The sequence below is a fragment of the Pseudomonas sp. lyk4-R2A-10 genome, from assembly GCF_030209075.1.
GTDB classification, from domain to species: domain Bacteria; phylum Pseudomonadota; class Gammaproteobacteria; order Pseudomonadales; family Pseudomonadaceae; genus Aquipseudomonas; species Aquipseudomonas glycinae.
The window spans coordinates 21,065-40,818 of sequence record NZ_JARVSR010000010.1 but is presented as its reverse complement, the minus strand read 5'-3'; the positions used below and the strand labels follow the sequence as shown (position 1 = coordinate 40,818).

At 61.3% G+C, this 19,754-nt stretch carries 16 protein-coding genes; 14 read left to right on the top strand and 2 right to left on the bottom strand.

The annotated features are described in order from the left end of the window. The first annotated feature begins 3 nt into the window (after positions 1-3). The 5 genes from QRN46_RS13530 to QRN46_RS13510 all read left to right on the top strand — a co-directional run bounded on the left by QRN46_RS13530 (position 4) and on the right by QRN46_RS13510 (position 6,512). Positions 4-1,635 carry an APC family permease gene (locus tag QRN46_RS13530; protein WP_201820141.1) on the top strand — a complete coding sequence of 544 codons (1,632 nt, stop codon included), beginning with the start codon at positions 4-6 and terminating at the stop codon, positions 1,633-1,635. 22 nt (positions 1,636-1,657) lie between these two features. Beyond that, a complete protein-coding gene (locus QRN46_RS13525) occupies positions 1,658-2,584 on the top strand; it encodes a 4-hydroxyproline epimerase (protein ID WP_011333734.1) in 927 nt (308 codons plus the stop codon). Positions 2,585-2,639: 55 nt separating this feature from the next. Then, positions 2,640-3,587, top strand: coding sequence for a dihydrodipicolinate synthase family protein (locus tag QRN46_RS13520; RefSeq protein WP_064595748.1), 948 nt, complete (start codon positions 2,640-2,642; stop codon positions 3,585-3,587). Positions 3,588-3,667: 80 nt separating this feature from the next. After that, complete coding sequence (locus QRN46_RS13515; protein WP_201820144.1) at positions 3,668-5,260, top strand: aldehyde dehydrogenase (NADP(+)); 1,593 nt, start codon at positions 3,668-3,670, stop codon at positions 5,258-5,260. After that, complete coding sequence (locus tag QRN46_RS13510) at positions 5,250-6,512, top strand: NAD(P)/FAD-dependent oxidoreductase (protein WP_201820147.1); 1,263 nt, start codon at positions 5,250-5,252, stop codon at positions 6,510-6,512. Before QRN46_RS13515 ends, QRN46_RS13510 begins: the two co-directional genes overlap by 11 nt. Before the next feature lie 8 nt (positions 6,513-6,520). Here QRN46_RS13510 and QRN46_RS13505 read toward each other — a convergent pair whose 3' ends face one another. Then, positions 6,521-7,696 (bottom strand): XylR family transcriptional regulator, encoded by a 1,176-nt coding sequence (locus QRN46_RS13505; protein WP_285355189.1) that lies wholly within the window; start codon positions 7,694-7,696, stop codon positions 6,521-6,523. Positions 7,697-7,884: 188 nt separating this feature from the next. Here QRN46_RS13505 and xylA point away from each other — a divergent pair, with 188 nt between their 5' ends. The 5 genes from xylA to QRN46_RS13480 all read left to right on the top strand — a co-directional run bounded on the left by xylA (position 7,885) and on the right by QRN46_RS13480 (position 14,217). Continuing rightward, the gene (gene xylA / locus QRN46_RS13500) at positions 7,885-9,201 is read left to right on the top strand and encodes a xylose isomerase (RefSeq protein ID WP_285355187.1); all 1,317 of its coding nucleotides are present in this window, start codon (positions 7,885-7,887) and stop codon (positions 9,199-9,201) included. A gap of 142 nt (positions 9,202-9,343) precedes the next feature. Beyond that, positions 9,344-10,345: a D-xylose ABC transporter substrate-binding protein gene (xylF, locus tag QRN46_RS13495; RefSeq protein WP_169429994.1), complete on the top strand. Its 1,002-nt coding sequence runs from the start codon at positions 9,344-9,346 to the stop codon at positions 10,343-10,345. A 79-nt stretch (positions 10,346-10,424) separates the two neighbouring features. Beyond that, positions 10,425-11,981, top strand: a complete 1,557-nt coding sequence (gene xylG, locus QRN46_RS13490) for a D-xylose ABC transporter ATP-binding protein (RefSeq protein ID WP_011333727.1) — start codon at positions 10,425-10,427, stop codon at positions 11,979-11,981. Further along, on the top strand, positions 11,982-13,118 hold the full coding sequence (locus QRN46_RS13485; RefSeq protein ID WP_201820156.1) for a sugar ABC transporter permease: 1,137 nt from the start codon (positions 11,982-11,984) through the stop codon (positions 13,116-13,118). Between the two features lie 109 nt (positions 13,119-13,227). Further along, positions 13,228-14,217 (top strand): zinc-dependent alcohol dehydrogenase family protein, encoded by a 990-nt coding sequence (locus QRN46_RS13480; RefSeq protein ID WP_221614925.1) that lies wholly within the window; start codon positions 13,228-13,230, stop codon positions 14,215-14,217. 88 nt (positions 14,218-14,305) lie between these two features. Here the strand turns inward: QRN46_RS13480 and ycaC are convergent, their stop codons facing one another. Then, on the bottom strand, positions 14,306-14,938 hold the full coding sequence (gene ycaC, locus QRN46_RS13475) for an isochorismate family cysteine hydrolase YcaC (RefSeq protein ID WP_007958138.1): 633 nt from the start codon (positions 14,936-14,938) through the stop codon (positions 14,306-14,308). A gap of 220 nt (positions 14,939-15,158) precedes the next feature. Here ycaC and QRN46_RS13470 point away from each other — a divergent pair, with 220 nt between their 5' ends. The 4 genes from QRN46_RS13470 (at position 15,159) to QRN46_RS13455 (ending at position 19,745) form a co-directional block, all read left to right on the top strand. After that, a complete protein-coding gene (locus tag QRN46_RS13470) occupies positions 15,159-16,760 on the top strand; it encodes a sensor domain-containing diguanylate cyclase (protein ID WP_221614926.1) in 1,602 nt (533 codons plus the stop codon). Positions 16,761-16,865: 105 nt separating this feature from the next. Next, positions 16,866-17,372 (top strand): peptide-methionine (S)-S-oxide reductase MsrA, encoded by a 507-nt coding sequence (msrA, locus tag QRN46_RS13465; protein WP_221399463.1) that lies wholly within the window; start codon positions 16,866-16,868, stop codon positions 17,370-17,372. A gap of 158 nt (positions 17,373-17,530) precedes the next feature. Beyond that, on the top strand, positions 17,531-19,042 hold the full coding sequence (locus tag QRN46_RS13460) for a sensor domain-containing diguanylate cyclase (protein ID WP_011333722.1): 1,512 nt from the start codon (positions 17,531-17,533) through the stop codon (positions 19,040-19,042). A gap of 76 nt (positions 19,043-19,118) precedes the next feature. Then, positions 19,119-19,745, top strand: a complete 627-nt coding sequence (locus QRN46_RS13455) for an eCIS core domain-containing protein (RefSeq protein WP_011333721.1) — start codon at positions 19,119-19,121, stop codon at positions 19,743-19,745. Positions 19,746-19,754: the final 9 nt, after the last annotated feature.

The following is a 19,754-nucleotide window of genomic DNA, read 5'->3' as shown; positions in this document are numbered from 1 at the left end:
GCCATGTCAGGCCAAGGCAAGTTCAAAAAACAACTTTCATTGATCGACCTCACCTTTATCGGACTGGGGGCGATCTTCGGTTCCGGCTGGTTGTTCGCGGCCAGTCACGTGTCGGCGATAGCCGGGCCGGCGGGGATTTTTTCCTGGTTGCTGGGCGGGTTCGCCGTGTTGCTGCTGGGCATCGTCTACTGCGAGCTGGGCGCGGCATTGCCAAGGGCCGGCGGCGTGGTGCGTTACCCGGTTTACAGCCACGGGCCGCTGCTCGGTTACTTGATGGGTTTCATCACGCTGATCGCGTTTTCCAGTCTGGTGGCGATTGAGGTGGTTGCCTCTCGCCAATACGCGGCGGCCTGGTTTCCGAGCCTGACCAAGGCCGGCAGCGGTGATCCGACCCTGCTCGGCTGGCTGGTGCAGTTCGGCCTGCTGTGCGTGTTCTTCCTGCTCAACTACCGCAGCGTGAAGACCTTCGCCAAGGCCAACAATCTGGTCAGCGTTTTCAAATTCATCGTGCCGCTGCTGGTGATCGGCGTGCTGTTCACCTTCTTCAAACCGGAAAACTTTCAGATCCAAGGCTTCGCCCCTTTCGGACTCTCGGGCATCGAGATGGCCGTCTCTGCCGGCGGCGTGATCTTCGCCTACCTCGGCCTGACCCCGATCATCTCGGTGGCCAGCGAAGTGAAGAACCCGCAACGCACCATCCCGATTGCGCTGATCCTGTCGGTGCTGCTTTCCACTGCGATCTACGTGTTGCTGCAAACCGCCTTCCTCGGCGGCATCCCGACCGAACTGCTCGCCAATGGCTGGGCCGGGGTTTCCAAGGAATTCGCCCTGCCGTACCGCGACATCGCCCTGACGCTGGGCGTGGGCTGGCTGGCGTATCTGGTGGTCGCCGACGCGGTAATCTCCCCCAGCGGCTGCGGCAACATCTACATGAACGCTACGCCTCGAGTGATCTACGGCTGGGCGCAGACCGGCACCTTCTTCAAGGTCTTCACCCACATCGACGCGAAGTCCGGCATCCCGCGTCCGGCACTGTGGCTGACCTTCGCCCTGTCGGTGTTCTGGACCCTGCCGTTCCCATCGTGGGAAGCGTTGATCAACGTGGTGTCCGCCGCGCTGGTACTGAGCTACGCCGTCGCTCCAGTGACCGTCGCCGCGCTGCGTCGCAATGCCCCCGACATGCCGCGCCCGTTCCGGGTCAAGTGCATGGGCGTGCTGGGGCCGGTGTCGTTCATCATCGCAGCGCTGATCGTTTACTGGTCGGGCTGGAACACCGTGTCCTGGCTGCTCGGCCTGCAAATCCTGATGTTCGTCGTCTACCTGCTTTGCGGCCGCTTCGTGCCGACCTCTCACCTCAGCCTGTCCCGGCAAGTGCGCTCGTCAGCGTGGCTGATCGCCTTCTACGCGGTGACCATCGTCCTGTCGAAACTCGGCACCTTCGGCGGCCTGGGCATCCTCATCCATCCATTCGACACCCTGGTCGTCGCAGCCTGTGCAATGGGCATTTATTACTGGGGCGCCGCTACCGGCGTACCGGCACACCTGCTGCGCCTGGAATCCGAAGAGGATGAAAGCGAAGTCGCTTCGCCGTCCCCCGCCTCCACCGCCAATCCTCGCGCCGCCGGCGCTTACTGAAATCACTTAACGGGACCTGTCCATGAAACGAGTACACGTCATTGATTCCCACACCGGCGGCGAGCCCACGCGTCTGGTGATGAAAGGTTTTCCCGATCTGCCCGGCCACACCATGGCCGAGAAGCGCGATGCCCTGCGCAACCAGCATGACCAATGGCGCCGCGCCTGCCTGCTGGAACCGCGTGGCAACGATGTGCTGGTGGGCGCGCTGTATTGCGAGCCGGTGTCGCCGGACGCCACCTGCGGGGTGATCTTCTTCAACAACGCCGGTTACCTCGGCATGTGCGGCCACGGCACCATCGGTCTGGTCGCATCGCTGCAGCACCTGGGGCTGATCGCGCCGGGGGTGCACAAGATCGACACCCCGGTCGGCCCGGTCAGCGCAACGTTGCATGAAGACGGTGCCGTGACTCTGGGCAACGTGCCGGCTTATCGATTTCGTAAGCAGGTGGCGGTGGAAGTGCCGGGATACGGTCGTTTCCTCGGCGACGTGGCCTACGGCGGCAACTGGTTTTTCCTGGTCTCCGAACACGGCCAGACCCTGACGATGGACAACGTCGAAACCCTGACCGACCTCACCTGGAAAATGCTCAAGGCCCTCGAAGAGCAAGGCATCCATGGCGAGGACGGCGCGCTCATCGACCATATCGAACTGTTCGCCGATGACGCCGAAGCCGACAGCCGCAACTTCGTCATGTGCCCCGGCAAAGCCTACGACCGCTCCCCTTGCGGCACCGGCACCAGCGCCAAACTGGCGTGCCTGGCCGCCGACGAAAAACTCGCGCCCGGCGAGCGCTGGGTGCAGGCGAGCATCACCGGCAGCCAGTTTGAAGGCCGCTTTGAATGGGAAGGCGAACGCATCCGCCCGTACATCACCGGCCGCGCCCACATGACCGCCGACAGCACGCTGCTGATCGACGAAACCGATCCGTTCGCGTGGGGCATCTGAGCCGCTGCGCTGTTTTTTCAACCCCCTCTGAAAGACCGTTCCAAGGAGAACAATAATGAGCGACAACATCTTCACCGGCTGCATGCCCGCCCTGATGACCCCGTGCACCGCCGCGCGCAAACCGGACTTCGATGCGCTGGTGGCCAAGGGTCGCGAGCTGATCGACATCGGCATGAGCGCCGTCGTGTACTGCGGCTCCATGGGCGACTGGCCGCTTCTCACCGAAGCCGAGCGTCAGGAAGGCGTGGCGCGGCTGGTGGCCGCCGGGATTCCGACCATCGTCGGCACTGGCGCGGTCAACACCCGTGAAGCGGTGTCCCACGCGGCCCATGCGGCGAAGGTCGGCGCGCAGGGGTTGATGGTGATTCCTCGAGTGCTGTCCCGTGGCGCGTCGGCGGCGGCGCAAAAAGCCCACTTCGCGGCGATTCTGCAAGCCGCGCCGAACCTGCCGGCGGTGATCTACAACAGCCCCTACTACGGCTTCGCCACCCGCGCCGACCTGTTCTTCGAACTGCGCCGTGAATACCCGAACCTGATCGGCTTCAAGGAATTCGGCGGTGGCGCCGACCTGCGCTACGCCGCTGAAAACATCACCTCCAAGGATGATGACGTGACCTTGATGGTCGGTGTCGACACCCAAGTGGTGCACGGCTTCGTCAACTGCAACGCCACCGGCGCCATCACCGGAATCGGCAACGCCCTGCCCCGCGAAGTGCTGCAACTGGTGGCCCTGAGCAAGCAGGCCGCCAAGGGTGACGCCAAGGCCCGGCGCCAGGCCCGCGAACTGGAATCGGCGCTGGCGGTGCTGTCGTCCTTCGACGAAGGCACGGATCTGGTGCTGTATTACAAACACCTGATGGTGCTCAACGGCGACAAGGAATACACCCTGCATTTCAACGAAACCGATGCCTTGAGCGACTCGCAACGCCGTTACGCGGAAGCCCAGTACACGCTGTTCCGTCACTGGTACGAAAACTGGTCGGCGGAACAGAACTTCGCCTGACCTGCCGCTGCGCTCCAGCCCGCCGCCACCCACGGCGGCGGGCCTTATTCGTGACCTGTTTTATTGATAAGGAATGCGCCATGACCCTGACGGGCCAACTGCTGATCGGTCAGCAAACCCTCACCGGCGACCGCGACGTCATCCAAGGGATCAATCCCGCCACCAACCTGCGTTTGGAGCCGGCCTACGCCGGTGGTTCTGCCGAGCATGTCGAGCAGGCCTGCGCACTGGCCTGGACGGCGCTCGACCGTTATCGCGAGACATCGCTCGAGGCACGAGCCGAATTCATTGAAACCATCGCGGGCGAAATCGAAGCCCTCGGCGACGAACTGATCGACCGCGCCTTGGCCGAAACCGGCCTGCCGCGCCCGCGCCTGCTGGGAGAACGGGGCCGCACCTGTCAGCAACTGCGCTTGTTTGCCCACACCGTGCGGGCCGGTGAATGGCTGGATGTGCGAGTCGACACCGCGCAGCCGCAACGCCAGCCAATGCCGCGTTCGGATCTGCGTCAGCGCCAGATTCCACTGGGCCCGGTGGCGGTGTTTGGCGCGAGCAACTTTCCACTGGCGTTCTCGGTGGCCGGTGGCGATACCGCGTCGGCGCTGGCCGCCGGCTGCCCGGTGATCGTCAAGGCCCACGGCGCCCATCCCGGCACCAGCGAACTGGTCGGCCGCGCTATTGCGCGAGCGGTCAAGGCCTGTGGTTTGCCGGAAGGTGTGTTCTCGTTGCTCTATGGCTTGGGCCGTGAAGTCGGGATTGCGCTGGCCAGCGATCCCCGGATCAAGGCTGTCGGCTTCACCGGTTCGCGCAGTGGTGGTCTCGCGCTGATCAAAGCGGCTCAAGCCCGGCCCGAGCCGATTCCGGTGTATGCGGAAATGAGTTCGATCAATCCGGTGTTGCTGTTTCCGGCAGCTCTGCAAAATCGCGCCGAGGCATTGGCCCAGGGTTTTGTGGCTTCGCTGACATTGGGCGCCGGTCAGTTCTGCACCAATCCCGGTCTGGTCATCGCTCGCAAGGGGCCGGCGCTGGACGCTTTCATTGGCGCAGCCAGCGAACTGATCCAGCGCAGTCCCGCGCAGACCATGCTCACGCCGGGAATTTTCAACGCCTACGAATCCAGCGTGAATGCCCTCGCGGAAAATACCCGGGCGCGTATTGCCGCCGTCGGCCAGCGCGCGTCGGATCCGAATCAGGGCCAGGCTCATGTGTTCGTCACCGACGCCGCCGACTTCCTCGCCGATCATTCGTTGCAGGCCGAAGCCTTCGGCGCCGCCTCCTTGATCGTGCAATGCGCCAGCGACGCTGAAATCCGTCAGGTGCTCGAACAGCTGGAAGGCCAACTGACCGCCACGCTGCACCTGGATGACGAGGACCTGGAACAGGCCCGCGCCTTGCTGCCGACCCTGGAGCGCAAGGCAGGACGCCTGCTGGTCAACGGCTGGCCGACCGGCGTTGAAGTCTGCGATGCGATGGTGCATGGCGGGCCGTTCCCGGCGACCTCCGATTCGCGCACCACCTCGGTGGGCACCGCGGCGATCCTGCGTTTCCTGCGCCCGGTCTGCTATCAGGATTTCCCCGACCGCCTGCTGCCGTCCGCGCTCAAACACGCCAATCCACTGTCGCTGCGTCGCTTGCTCGATGGCCAAAGGGAAACCGCGAAAAATGCCGAATAACCCGTACGACATCGCCGTGGTCGGCGCCGGCATCATCGGTGTCGCGAGTGCCCTGCGCCTGGCCCGTCAGGGTTTGCGGGTGGTGGTGATCGACCCGCAGGAACCGGGCCACGGCGCCTCGTTCGGCAACGCCGGACACCTGGCGACCGAGCAGGTGTTTCCGATTGCCGACAGCTCGATCCTCAAACGCCTGCCGGCCATGCTCATGGACCCGATGGGCCCGCTGCGTCTGGACTGGAAATACCTGCCCCGCGCCCTGCCCTGGTTCGCACGGCTGTTGCTGAACCTGCGCTCGGCACCGTTCCAGCGCACCGTTGCCGGGTTGCGCGCGCTGAATGAAAGCTCGCTGGATGCCTGGCACCGCTTGCTGAATGACATTCAGCGCCCCGAGCTGTTGAAGATGGAAGGTTCGCTGCTGGTGTTCGAACGACCCGACTCACGCCCGGCCCTTGAAGCATTGCAGCGACGCATGCAACAGCAACAAGTGCCGGTAGATTGGTGGCAAGCCGGGGAGGTACGCGAGACCGCGCCGCAACTCAGCGAACAGATTCAGGGCGGACTGTTTTTCCCGAACACCGGGCATTTCATCGATCCCTACCGCGTCGTTTGTGAGTTGGTCGAGGCGGCGAAAGCCAGCGGCGTGCAGTTTGTGAAACAGGCCGTTCAGGGCGGGCAACTGCACGAGCATGGCGTCAATCTGATGACCGGAACCGGCGCCCTGTCCGCTCGCCAGGTACTGATCGCCTGTGGCGCCCACTCGGCAAAACTCACCGCTGCACTGACTGGCAAAAAAGTCCCGCTGGACACCGAGCGCGGCTATCACCTGATGCTGCCTCACGAACACAACCGACTGCCCTTCCCCGTCACCTCGCTGGAACGCAAATTCATCATGACCCCAATGTCCGAAGGCCTGCGCCTGGCCGGCACCGTGGAATTCGCCGGCCTAGAAGCCCCACCGACCATGGCCCGCGCCTGGCAGTTGCATCGGTTGAGCCAGGGGTTGTTTCGTGATGAGTTGAGTGTCGAAGCAGCCACACCGTGGATGGGGTTTCGGCCATCGCTGCCGGATTCGTTGCCGGTGATCGATCGGGTGTGTGACGGCAAAGTATTGCTTGCGTTCGGGCATCAACATCTGGGGCTGACGCAGGCGGCGGTGACGGCGGAGATGGTTGGGGGGATGGTATTGCCGTCGGCGCAGGACACGGCGCGTATTCTCCCGTCGAGCGAGCCCTATCGACTGGATCGCTTTTGAATGGCCGTCTATCTGGCGCCCTGCTGATATTCCCGGGGGGTACACCCGAACTCTCGACGGAACACCGTGTGCAGGTACTGCGCGGATTTGAAACCGCACGTGCGGGCAACGTCCGCAATCGGCGTGTCGGTTTTTTCCAGCCCGCGAGTGGCCGCCGCCAGTTTGAAACGCAGAATCTCGTCATGCACGCTGCAACCACGCACCGCGCGAAAGTGCGATTCCAGGGAGGAGCGCGACACACCGACATAGGCCGCCACTTGCGCGGTCTTGATGCCCTGACAGGCATATTGGCGGATGAACAGCAGCGCCTGCATCACGTAGGGGTTGCCCAAGGGTTGATGCAGGCTCGACACCTGCACGTTGATCGCTTCAGGCGGGATCAGGACATGCGCGCCCGTTGACGGTTTGCCGTGCAGCATCTGGTGCAGCAGTTGCGCGGCGGTGCGGCCCATGGTTTCAGTGCCCTGGATGACTGAGCTCAGGGGGACCCGGGTCAGGCTGCGGGTCAGCGGGTCGTTGTCGATGCCGATCAACGCCACCTGCTCCGGAACGGCGATGCCGGCGGTCAGGCAGGCTTGCAGCAACTGCCGGGCGCGGGCGTCACTGACCGCAATGATGCCAATGGGTTTGGGCAGGCTTTGCAGCCAGGCGATCAACTGTTCGACGGCGCTGTCCCACAGCGGCGCGCTGGTGCCCATGCCGCGATAGACCTCGCCGTGCAAGCCGTCCCGTTGCATCAATCGTAGAAAGGCCTTTTCGCGCTCCTGAGCCCAACGATTGGCCTGCGCCTCAGGCAGGCTGAAACAGGCAAACCGTTGCAACCCGGCCTCGATCAAGTGCTCGTAAGCCATGGTGATCAGCGCGTTATTGTCGGTCGCGACGTACGGGATGCCTTTGGGATAGGCCCGCTCATCCTGATAAGAACCACCCACCGCTACCACGGGCAACTTGATATCGGCCAGCGCCTCGCCAATCAGCGGATCGTCGAAGTCGGCGATGATCCCGTCACCTTGCCAACGCTCGATACCTTTCAAGCGGCAGAGAAAATCCTCTTCCAGAAACAGGTCCCAGGACGCGCGCGTGCTGCTCAGGTAGTTGCCGATGCCGCTGATGATGCCGCGGTCATAGATCTTGCTCCCGTTGAACAACAGGGCGATGCGGTGAACAGGCGGTACGGTTTTCATTGTTTTCAGGCTTGTTCCGGGCCCCTTGCCGTAGAGGCGGTTTGCACAGACTAGGCGCGCAGAGGGCGAATCTCAATACGCAAAATCGCACTGCGTGTTGGTGATTTTCGCAATCGGCAGGCACAGGGCCGTTGCTAGTATCGGGACACGCCCAAGAACAACAACCAAGAACAACAAGGACATTGCCAATGCCGTACTTCCCCGATGTCGACCGGATCCGCTACGAAGGTCCTGCCAGCGATTCGCCCCTCGCCTTCCGTCATTACGACGCCGACAAAATCATCCTCGGCAAGCCCATGCGCGAACATCTGCGCATGGCCGCCTGTTATTGGCACACCTTTGTCTGGCCTGGCTCCGACGTGTTCGGCTCCGGGACGTTCAAGCGCCCGTGGCAACACGCCGGTGACCCGATGGAGCTGGCCATCGGCAAGGCGCAGGCCGCGTTCGAGTTTTTCTCCAAGCTGGGTATCGATTACTACTGCTTTCATGACACGGATGTCGCCCCCGAAGGCAATTCGCTGAAGGAGTACCGCAACCACTTCGCACAGATGATCGATCACCTGGAACGCCATCAGGAAGAAAGCGGGATCAAGCTGCTGTGGGGCACCGCCAACTGCTTCAGCAATCCGCGCTTTGCCGCCGGTGCCGCCAGCAACCCGGATCCTGAAGTGTTCGCCTGCGCTGCCGCCCAGGTCTTCAGCGCCATGAACGCCACTCAACGCCTCAAGGGCGCCAACTATGTGTTGTGGGGCGGTCGCGAGGGCTACGAAACCCTGCTCAACACCGACTTGAAACGCGAGCGCGAACAACTGGGCCGCTTCATGCGCATGGTGGTCGAGCACAAATACAAGATCGGCTTCAAAGGTGACCTGCTGATCGAGCCCAAACCGCAGGAACCGACCAAGCACCAGTACGATTACGACAGCGCCACCGTGTTCGGTTTTCTCCAGCAGTTCGGTCTGGAAAAGGAAATCAAGGTCAACATCGAGGCCAACCACGCCACTCTGGCCGGTCATAGTTTTCATCACGAAGTGGCGACGGCCGTCTCGCTGGGGATTTTCGGCAGCATCGACGCCAACCGGGGCGACCCGCAAAACGGCTGGGACACCGATCAATTCCCCAACAGCGTCGAGGAAATGACCCTCGTCACTTATGAAATCCTCAAGGCCGGCGGGTTCGGCAATGGCGGGTTCAACTTCGATTCCAAGGTGCGCCGCCAGAGCCTCGATGAGACCGATCTGTTCCACGGTCACGTCGGTGCCATGGACGTCCTCGCCCTGTCGCTCGAGCGGGCCGCCGCCATGGTCCAGAACGATCAGCTGCAACGGCTCAAGGACCAACGCTATGCCGGCTGGCAGCAGCCCTTCGGCCAGTCGGTGCTGGCAGGCGACTTCAATCTCCAGTCCCTGGCCGAGCACGCCTTTGCCAACGAATTGAACCCACAGGCCGTCAGCGGTCGGCAGGAAATGCTCGAAAACGTCGTCAACCGGTTTATCTATCGCTGATCGCCAATGGGGACCGCGGGCGCTGTGACATTTGCGCGACAAATCTGTAGTCCGTTTCGCCTACTGATTCTCTACAGTTCCACCAGCCCGATATTCATCGTCAGGCCGTGTCTTTCAAACAAAAATAAAAGGACGCACCACCATGAAGAATGTAAAACGCACGCTGCTGGCCAGCGCCCTGGCGCTATTGTCGTTACCGGTTATGGCCGATGCTGCCCACCCGAAAATCGGCTTCTCCATCGATGACCTGCGACTGGAACGCTGGTCCCGAGACCGGGATTACTTCGTTGCCGCAGCGGAAAAAATGGACGCCAAGGTCTTCGTACAGTCGGCCGATGCCAACGAGCAAAAGCAGATTTCGCAAATCGAAAACCTCATTTCCCGAGGCGTCGATGTCATCGTCATCGTGCCGTTCAACGCCACCGTGCTGACCAATGCCGTGGCCGAGGCGAAGAAAGCCGGCATCAAGGTCGTGTCCTATGACCGTCTGATCCTCAACGCCGATATCGACGCCTACATTTCCTTCGATAACGAAAAGGTCGGCGAGATGCAGGCCAGCGGCGTGCTGCATGCAGCGCCCAAGGGCAATTACTTCCTGCTGGGTGGCGCGCCCACCGACAACAACGCGAAAGTGTTGCGCGAAGGTCAGATGAAGGTGCTGCAGCCGGCCATCGACAAGGGCGATATCAAGATCGTCGGCCAGCAGTGGGTGAAGGAATGGAACCCGACAGAAGCGCTGAGCATTGTGGAAAACGCCTTGACCCGCAACGACAACAAAATCGACGGCATCGTCGCCTCCAACGACGCCACGGCCGGTGGCGCCATTCAGGCCCTGGCCGCTCAGCAACTGGCCGGCAAAGTACCGATCTCCGGACAGGACGCGGACCTGGCAGCGGTCAAGCGGGTCATCGCCGGCACTCAAACCATGACGGTGTACAAACCGCTGAAACTGATTGCCTCCGAAGCCGCCAAACTCTCGGTGCAACTGGCGCGCAACGAGAAACCCGCCTACAGCTCGCAATACGACAACGGCAGCAAAAAAGTCGACACCATCCTGCTCACCCCGACTCCGTTGACCAAGGACAACATCGACCTGCTGGAACAGGACGGCTTCTATACCAAGGCGCAGATCGCCGGACAGTAAACACTCGTTGAGTGATGCCCCCGCAGGCGTTTTGCTCCTGCGGGTTCAGTCCCGTATCTGCCGCTTGTGAGTCTTTGCCATGTCCGACTATCTGCTGCAAATGAACGGCATCGTCAAAACCTTCGGCGGTGTCAAAGCGCTCAACGGCATCGACCTCAAGGTCCGGCCGGGTGAGTGCGTCGGGCTGTGCGGCGAGAATGGCGCCGGCAAGTCCACGCTGATGAAAATCCTGTCTGCGGTCTATCCCCATGGCACCTGGGACGGTGAAATCCTCTGGGACGGTCAGCCGCTCAAAGCGCAATCGATCAGCGAAACGGAAGCCGCTGGTATCGTCATCATTCACCAGGAACTGACGCTGGTTCCCGACCTCTCGGTGGCCGAAAACATTTTCATGGGCCATGAGCTGACGCTGCCGGGTGGGCGGATGAATTACCCGGCGATGATCCACCGCGCCGAAGCTCTGATGCGTGAACTGAAAGTGCCGGACATGAACGTTTCGCTGCCGGTTTCGCAGTACGGTGGCGGTTATCAGCAACTGGTGGAAATCGCCAAGGCGCTGAACAAACAGGCGCGCCTGCTGATCCTCGATGAACCTTCGTCGGCCCTGACCCGTTCGGAAATCGAGGTGCTGCTGGACATCATCCGCGACCTCAAGGCCAAGGGCGTCGCCTGCGTTTACATCTCGCACAAGCTCGATGAAGTGGCCGCCGTGTGTGACACCATTTCGGTGATCCGCGACGGTCAACACATCGCCACGACCGCCATGGAAAACATGGATATTCCACAGATCATCACCCAGATGGTCGGCCGGGAAATGAGCAGCCTCTACCCCACCGAACCCCACGACATCGGCGAGGTGATTTTCGAGGCGCGCCACATCACCTGCTACGACGTCGACAACCCCAAACGCAAACGGGTCGACGACGTTTCGTTCAGCCTCAGACGCGGGGAAATCCTCGGCATCGCCGGGCTGGTCGGTGCAGGCCGCACCGAACTGGTGACCGCGCTGTTCGGCGCCTACCCCGGTCGCCACGAAGGCGAAGTCTGGCTGGACGGCCACCCCATCGACACCCGCACGCCGCTCAAATCAATCCGCGCCGGCGTGTGCCTGGTGCCCGAGGACCGCAAGCGTCAGGGGATCATTCCCGACCTGGGTGTCGGCCAGAACATCACCCTGGCCGTGCTGGACAGTTTCTCGAAACTGACCCGCATCGACGCCGAAGCCGAACTGGGCAGCATCGATCGGGAAATTTCGCGCCTGCACCTCAAGACTGCGAGCCCGTTCCTGCCGATCACCAGCCTGTCCGGGGGCAATCAACAAAAAGCCGTGTTGGCGAAGATGCTGCTGACCAGACCCAGAGTACTGATCCTTGACGAGCCGACCCGAGGGGTGGATGTCGGCGCCAAGTACGAGATTTACAAGTTGATGGGGATGCTGGCCGCTGAGGGTGTGTCGATCATCATGGTGTCTTCGGAACTGGCCGAAGTGCTCGGCGTTTCCGACCGCGTACTGGTGATCGGCGAAGGCCGGTTGCAGGGCGATTTCGTCAACCATGAACTCACTCAGGAACAGGTACTCGCCGCCGCACTCAGCCAGCCTGACAGCCATAACAATAAAGATCGGAAATCCGCGTAAATGAATCAGGTCAAACAACTCTTCACCCGCTACAAGATGCTCGCACTGGTGTTTGCCGTGGCGTTGATCTGGCTGTTTTTCAGCTGGCAGACCGAGGGCGGATTCCTGACACCGCGCAACCTCTCCAACCTGCTGCGCCAGATGTCGATTACCGGGATTCTCGCCTGCGGCATGGTGCTGGTGATCATCAGCGGCGAGATCGATCTGTCGGTCGGCTCATTGCTGGGCCTGCTCGGTGGCGTGGCAGCCATTCTCGATGTTGTCTATCACATACCGCTGCTGGCGAACCTCAGCCTTGTGGTGGTGTGCGGACTGCTCATCGGCCTCGCCAACGGCTACATGGCGGCCTACCTGCGCATTCCGTCATTTATCGTGGGGCTGGGGGGCATGCTGGCTTTCCGGGGGATTTTGCTGGGGATCACCGGCGGCACCACCATCGCTCCGGTGTCGCCGGAACTCGTCTACATTGGCCAGGGTTATCTGCCACATGCGATCGGTGCCGGTATGGGTGTCCTGCTGTTCGCACTGACGTTGTTCCTGACCTGGAAACAGCGACGCAATCGCGCCCTTCATGGCCTCGCGGCACATTCACTGGCGCGTGACGTGGCACGGGTGTTGTTGATCGGCGCGGTACTGGCCGGTTTTGTCCAGACCCTCAACAGCTATGACGGCATTCCCGTGCCGGTCCTGCTCCTGCTGATCCTGCTGGGCGGATTCAGCTATGTGACCAGCCAGACCGTGTTCGGCCGACGCGTCTATTCCGTGGGCAGCAACATGGAAGCGACGCGCCTGTCCGGTATCAATGTGCAGGCCGTGAAGCTCTGGATCTTCGGGATCATGGGCGTGATGTGCGCCCTCGCCGGCGTGGTCAACACCGCGCGCCTGGCCGCCGGCTCCCCCTCGGCCGGCAGCATGGGCGAACTCGACGCCATCGCCGCCTGCTTCATCGGTGGCACCTCGATGCGTGGCGGTTCCGGCACAGTCTATGGCGCCCTCCTCGGCGCCCTGGTCATCACCAGCCTGGACAACGGCATGTCCATGCTCGACGTCGACAGTTACTGGCAGATGATCGTCAAGGGCAGCATTCTGGTGTTGGCGGTTTGGGTTGATGTGAGTACGCGGACTGGGCGGCGTTGACAGGCTGCTGTCATCCCAGGCCTTTATCCGAAGCAGTCCAAAGCCTAAATTGGCGTCCATGGCACTGGATCACGCCAGTGTAATTTCATCGATAACCGAGGAAGTAAAGATGGCACGCATTGTCAGGATTCATGAATACGGTGACGCGAGCGTCCTGAAACTGGAAAACGTCGACGTCCCGGCACCTGCGGCGGACGAAGTGCAGATCGAGGTCAAAGCCTTTGGCCTGAATCGCGCCGAAGTGATGTTCCGCAACCACGCTTATCTGCAGGAAGCGGAGTTTCCCAGTCGACTCGGCTACGAGGCTGCCGGAGTGGTGGTGGCGGTTGGCGCCAACGTCAGTGAATTCAACATCGGTGATGCCGTCAGCCTGATTCCGCCGCTGGACATCGCGCGCTGGGGCACTTACGGCGAGCTGGCCAACGTGCCCGCCCACCTCACCGTCAAACACCCGCAGAACCTGTCGTTTGAACAAGCGGCAGCATCCTGGATGCAATACGTCACCGCGTGGGGTGCGCTGGTCGAACAGGCCAAATTGCACAAAGACGATTTCGTGATCGTCACCGCTGCCTCCAGCAGCGTCGGCCTGGCAGCCTTCCAGATCGCGAAAATGGTCGGCGCCACCTCGATTGCCGTCACCCGCACCCGTGCCAAGAAACAGGCCTTGCTCAACGCCGGCGCCGCACACGTGATCGTCAGCGACGAAGAAGACATGGTTGCAGCCGTCATGGCGCTGACCGACGGCAAAGGCGCGCGGGTGGTGTTCGATCCGGTGGGCGGCCCGTCGTTCGAACCGCTGACCCAAAGCATGGCGCGCGGCGGCATCCTGCTGGAGTACGGTGCCCTGAGCCCGGAACCGACGCCGTTCCCGCTGTTCACCGTGCTGGGCAAATGCCTGACCCTCAAGGGTTACCTCTATACGGAGATCGTCTCCGACCCGGCCATCCTGGCGCGCGCCAAGGCTTTCATCGGAGACGGACTGGCTTCGGGTGCGCTGAAACCGATCATTGCCAGGACATTTGCCCTGGATGACATTCAGGAAGCGCACCGTTTTCTTGAGGCCAATCAACAGGTCGGGAAGATTGTCGTCATGGTTTGAGGTGATGAGTCCCCTGCTCTGCTGTTTGCGGTAGAAACGACGAAAGCCTGCTTTTTTCAAAGCAGGCTTTCGTCCATCCGGCATCCGGTTATTTCTGATGCGCCGTCAGTGCGGCATAGCCGTTCATCAAGTTGCGGTAGTTCGGAATGCGCTGGGACAGCAGGTTGCCCAGGCCTTCGATGTCGTTGCGCCAGTCGCGGTGCAGTTCGCAGGCTACCGAGAACCAGTTCATCATCTGTGCGCCGGCCTGGGTCATGCGATTCCACGCGGCTTGCTGCACGGTGGTGTTGAAGGTGCCGGAAGCGTCGGTCACCACGAACACGTCAAACCCTTCCGCCAGCGCCGACAGGGTCGGAAACGCTACACACACATCGGTCACGACGCCGGCAATGATGATCTGCTTGCGGCCGGTGGCCTTGATCGCCTTGACGAAGTCCTCGTTGTCCCAGGCGTTGATCTGGCCTGGGCGAGCGATGTAAGGCGCGTCCGGGAACATTTCCTTGAGTTCCGGCACCAGCGGGCCGTTCGGGCCTTGTTCGAAGCTAGTGGTGAGGATGGTCGGCAATTCGAAGAATTTGGCCAGATCGGCCAGCGCCAGCACGTTATTCTTGAACTCGTTTGGCGAGAAGTCCTGAACCAGAGAAATCAGACCGGTCTGGTGGTCGACCAGCAGAACCACGGCGTCGTCTTTGTTCAGGCGGTTGTAGGTTGGAGTGCTCATGTGTGAATCCCTTTTTAGTTGTGGAAGTGCGTTTGCGTTCAAGATGGGCACAGATTACTGACTCGCCTGAAAGCGATAAATCGTCTGAAAAGCGTTTCACCGTCAACCCAAAACGGACAATCAACTCAAACTGCCAGCCAGTTCACACAGCCGGCCCGACCCTCGCGCCTATCCTTGTCATAATGCTCACCCGCTCAGACCGACCTCCAGGGAAATGTTAATGCCCGGACGCAACACGCAAGCGCCCACGCCAGATCAAGCACCGCGCGCGCCCCGCAAGGGCGTGAAGGCCGGCTCGACCTTTCGCCTGACCGTCAGTTTCATGCTGATGGTGGTCGTGGCTTTTCTGGCGGTCGAGAGCTGGCGGACGTGGCGCGACTATCGTTCGGTCTTTGCCTCCGCGCGTGATTCGGTGACCAACCTTGCTCGCGCCACGGCGCAGCATGCCGAGGACACCATTCGCCAGGTCGATGTGCTGACCGCCGGGCTGGCCGAGCGTGTCGAAGGCGATGGGCTGCAGAACCTGGATGTGGCACGCATTCACAAGCTGCTCGTTCAGCAGTCGAAAATCATGCCGCAGCTGCACGGCCTGTTCATCTACGGCCCGGACGGCCATTGGATCGTGACCGACAAGGAGGTCACGCCCGAAACCGCCAATAACGCTGACCGCGATTATTTCCAGTACCACCGCACCCATGAAGACCGGCGCGTGCGCATCGGTCAGGTGGTGGAGAGCCGTTCCACCCATGACCTGATCATTCCGATCTCGCGCCGTTTGAATAACCCCGACGGCTCGTTCGCCGGCGTTCTGCTGGGGACGGTCAAGGTCAGTTATTTCGTCGATTACTACGGTGATTTCCGTATCGACGACAAAGGCGCGCTGGTGCTGGCGATGCGCGACGGCACGATCCTCGTGCGCCGGCCGTTCATTGCCTCGGTGGTCGGAAAAAGCCTGGCGAACAGCGAGATTTTCAAGACCTACCTGCCCAGCTCCAACCAGGGCATCGCCCAGATCAGGGCGGTGGTCGACGACACTGAGCGCCTTTACGGGTATCGCGCACTGACCACTTACCCGCTGGTGGTCGAGGCCGGTTTGTCCCATGACTCCATCATCGCGCCGTGGCGCCAGGACCTGCTGAAAAACGGCTTCGTGCTGGTGTTCATGATTCTGGTGCTGGCCTGTTTCGGGCTCATCGTGCTGAGCCAGTTGCGCCAGCGAATCGCGATGGAACGGGAGATCCGTTCCGCGCACAAAAGGATGCGCGACATGGCGCTGACCGACAGCCTCACCGGTCTGGGCAACCGTCGACGCCTGGACGCAGCGCTGACGGACGAGATTCGCCTGGCCCGGCGTCAGGGTTCTCCGCTGTCATTGATCATGCTCGATGTCGACTACTTCAAGCGCTACAACGACCAGTACGGCCATGCCGCTGGCGACGACTGCCTGATCGCGGTCGGCGACGGCATCCGCAAAGCGGTCAAGCGGCCTTCGGACCTGGCCGTGCGCTACGGCGGCGAGGAATTCACCGTGCTCCTGCCCAACACCGACAGCGCCGGGGCGATTCAGGTGGCCGAAGACATTCTGCAGACCATTCGCTCGCTGGAGCTTGAACATGCCGGGCATCCGCTGGGGTATGTCACTGCGAGTGCGGGGATTACCACGCGCTATCCGGTGGACGATGCGGTGACCCCGGCTACTTTGCTCAAGTCAGCCGATACCTGTCTGTATCAGGCCAAGCAGCAAGGGCGGAATCGCTGGTGCTCGGCGCAGGCATCCCGGCAAATCCAGCCGATTGCGGCGATGCCGCGCACGGATCGCTGAGCGAGCCCGCGCTTCACGATTTATTTACCGGCTCAACCTTGGAATCAGCCCACACTCCCTCATATCAAGGAACATCTGCGACCCATTCGAGAGGAAGGACATGCCATGACCACTCAAACCGAAACTGCGATTCTCGCCGGCGGCTGCTTCTGGGGCATGCAGGATCTGTTGCGCCGCTACCCCGGCGTGCTGCAGACGCGGGTCGGTTATTCCGGCGGTGACGTGCCGAACGCCACTTACCGTAACCATGGCAATCACGCCGAGGCCATCGAAATCGTCTTCGACCCTGCTGTGATCAGCTATCGGCAGATCCTTGAGTTTTTCTTTCAGATCCACGACCCGAGCACACCCAACCGTCAGGGCAACGACCTCGGTCCGAGCTATCGTTCGGCGATCTATTACCTGAACGAGCAGCAACGCGATATCGCTGAAGACACTGCGGCTGATGTCGATGCATCGGGCCTGTGGCCAGGCCGGGTGGTTACCGAAATCGAACCGGCAGGGCCGTTCTGGGAAGCGGAGCCGGAGCATCAGGATTACCTCGAGCGCATTCCGAATGGCTACACCTGCCACTTCATTCGCCCGAACTGGAAGCTGCCGAAACGCGGTTGAAGGTCCAGCGGGGCTCGGTGCTGTAAGCCGTTCATCTATTGCTGCAGCGACACCTGACTGCTTGTATCCTTGCGCACGATGAGGACGAACGGCTGCCGTTATTGCCTTGATCCAATAGCCTCTGGAACGGAAAAACGGACTTTCCATAAGGTAGTGACGTGAAGCGAGATACACACCTGGTTGTGCTTTTGCTGTTGGTTATCGGCTGTTCCCTGGCCTCACTGACTGTCTGGAAGGTGCTGGCCTCTCGAGAGCGAGCGCTGGAGGAAGTGGACGTTCACGGGTTGAACCTGACCCAGGCGCTTGTCACCTATTCCGAAGGCATTGTCCGCCAAAGTTCGGCGCTTTTGCTCGGGCTCGTCGAACGCCTGGAAACCGAAGGGAGTGGCCCCGTTCAGATCCAGCGGATCAGTTCTCTGATCGACCGGCAGGAGCCGCTGATGCCACAGCTCAGCGGCATCACCATCTACGACAGTCAGGGACGCTGGCTGATGTCCTCCAACCGGCCGATTCCGGCCGGGGCAAATAGCAGTGATCGGGCCTATTTCATTCATCACCGCGATGATCCCTCCCCCGAGACCTTTATCGGTCCGCCCATTCAGAGCCGCACCAATCAGGAATGGGTCATCACCGTCAGTCGACGCTTCAATGATGCTCGCGGTGAGTTTGCCGGTGTGGTCGCGGTGACCTTGGGCATCGAAAACTTTCTACGGCTGTTTGGAAAGATCGATGTCGGCCAGGAGGGTGCCATCGGGTTGTCCTATACCGATGGTACGTTGCTGGTTCGCTACCCCTTCCGCGAGCAGGACATGGGGCGCAACTTTTCAAAGTCACCGATCTACGCCAAGTACCTGGTGGATCACTCTGTCGGCACCGCCTCGTTCACCTCCAGCCTGGACGGTGTGGAAAGGCTCTACGCCTTTCGCAAAAGTGACCGGCTGCCGCTGATCACGACCGTCGCACTCGGGAAACGCGAAGCCCTCGCCGCGTGGCGAACGGAAGCGCTGCTATCGGCCGTGGTGGTGACGGGCCTGCTGGCGCTTACCGGTCTCATCGGCTGGTTTTTGATACTGGATATCCGACGCAGAACCCAAGTAGAAGCGGAGTTGATGGGCACTCAGCAGCAGTTGCTTTCGTCAAACAGGCAACTCGAGTTGTTGGCGATGAAGGACGCCTTGACCGGTCTGGCCAATCGACGCTGTTTCGATGTGACGCTGGACCTGGAGGCGCGACGAGCGCAGCGCGACGGCACGTCCTTGGCACTGCTGATGATTGATATCGACTACTTCAAACTGTTCAACGATTCCTACGGGCATGTTGCCGGCGACGATTGCCTGCAACGCGTTGGCAACGTCGTGGAGACGTGCGTGCGCCGTCCCTCGGATCTTGTGGCGCGGTATGGCGGTGAAGAGATGGGCGTCATCATGCCCAATACCGACAGCGAAGGTGCGCAGATCGTGGCGCAACTGATCCTCGACCGGTTGCAGCAAGCGAACATTTCCCACGAATCCAGCCCGTTGGGACGAGTGAGTGTCAGCATCGGGATTGCCACTGCCGCCGGTTCCCGACTAACCCCTGTGCAAGGTTTGATCGAAGCCGCCGATCAGGCGCTGTACAGTGCCAAGGCCTTGGGGCGAAACAGGTCGGTGAAACTGCCGGGCTTGATCTAGCCTTAAGTGAAACCACGCGGGAGAAAACCACCATGCCCCTCCCCCGAGCCTCTCGCGCTGACAACCCGTAGATGGAATGACTATGTATGGGGCAACGCAAAATGAAAGGGTCGTACACCGAGAGGCCTTTGGCGCGCCCTCCTTTTTGTCCTTGGTCCTTTGCTTGACGCTTGCAGCACCAGCCCAGGCTGACCCATGCCCTGCCGGCGAAAAACAAGTATGCCTCGACAGCTGCATTTGCCTGCCGGATCCGGTGCGCCTGTCTGAAGACCTTTTCCGGATGGCAGCACCGGTCCTGGCGCAGGGCTTGACTCAGGCCCGCGCCGAAGCCGCCAGCACCGACATCAAACCGATTCCCCCGCACATCCGGGAGCAACTGCTGCGCTGGTATGAACCCAGTTTCCTCGATGCTGTGCACTACAAAATCACCAACGACGGCCAATACAACGCCGCCACGGCCATCCTGCAAAACCCGGATGTCGGTGCAGTGACGCTGATCGACATCATTCTGTTCCGCGACGCTGAGACCGCGGAACACAACGTCGCGCTCTGGGCGCACGAACTGAAGCACGTGCAGCAGTTTCAGGAATGGGGCGTCGACGGGTTTGCGCAGCGGTATACGCAGGATTTCAATGCGGTCGAGGCTCCGGCCTACGCGATACAGGGCGAAGTCAGACGTTGGCTGCGAGCCGAAGCCCGGTGATCGGACCTC

Coding starts and splice junctions, on each gene's coding strand:
- QRN46_RS13530 (WP_201820141.1), top strand. CDS start 4: ATGTCAGGCCAAGGCAAGTTCAAAAAACAACTTTCATTGATCGACCTC.
- QRN46_RS13525 (WP_011333734.1), top strand. CDS start 1,658: ATGAAACGAGTACACGTCATTGATTCCCACACCGGCGGCGAGCCCACG.
- QRN46_RS13520 (WP_064595748.1), top strand. CDS start 2,640: ATGAGCGACAACATCTTCACCGGCTGCATGCCCGCCCTGATGACCCCG.
- QRN46_RS13515 (WP_201820144.1), top strand. CDS start 3,668: ATGACCCTGACGGGCCAACTGCTGATCGGTCAGCAAACCCTCACCGGC.
- QRN46_RS13510 (WP_201820147.1), top strand. CDS start 5,250: ATGCCGAATAACCCGTACGACATCGCCGTGGTCGGCGCCGGCATCATC.
- QRN46_RS13505 (WP_285355189.1), bottom strand. CDS start 7,696: ATGAAAACCGTACCGCCTGTTCACCGCATCGCCCTGTTGTTCAACGGG.
- xylA (WP_285355187.1), top strand. CDS start 7,885: ATGCCGTACTTCCCCGATGTCGACCGGATCCGCTACGAAGGTCCTGCC.
- xylF (WP_169429994.1), top strand. CDS start 9,344: ATGAAGAATGTAAAACGCACGCTGCTGGCCAGCGCCCTGGCGCTATTG.
- xylG (WP_011333727.1), top strand. CDS start 10,425: ATGTCCGACTATCTGCTGCAAATGAACGGCATCGTCAAAACCTTCGGC.
- QRN46_RS13485 (WP_201820156.1), top strand. CDS start 11,982: ATGAATCAGGTCAAACAACTCTTCACCCGCTACAAGATGCTCGCACTG.
- QRN46_RS13480 (WP_221614925.1), top strand. CDS start 13,228: ATGGCACGCATTGTCAGGATTCATGAATACGGTGACGCGAGCGTCCTG.
- ycaC (WP_007958138.1), bottom strand. CDS start 14,938: ATGAGCACTCCAACCTACAACCGCCTGAACAAAGACGACGCCGTGGTT.
- QRN46_RS13470 (WP_221614926.1), top strand. CDS start 15,159: ATGCCCGGACGCAACACGCAAGCGCCCACGCCAGATCAAGCACCGCGC.
- msrA (WP_221399463.1), top strand. CDS start 16,866: ATGACCACTCAAACCGAAACTGCGATTCTCGCCGGCGGCTGCTTCTGG.
- QRN46_RS13455 (WP_011333721.1), top strand. CDS start 19,119: ATGACTATGTATGGGGCAACGCAAAATGAAAGGGTCGTACACCGAGAG.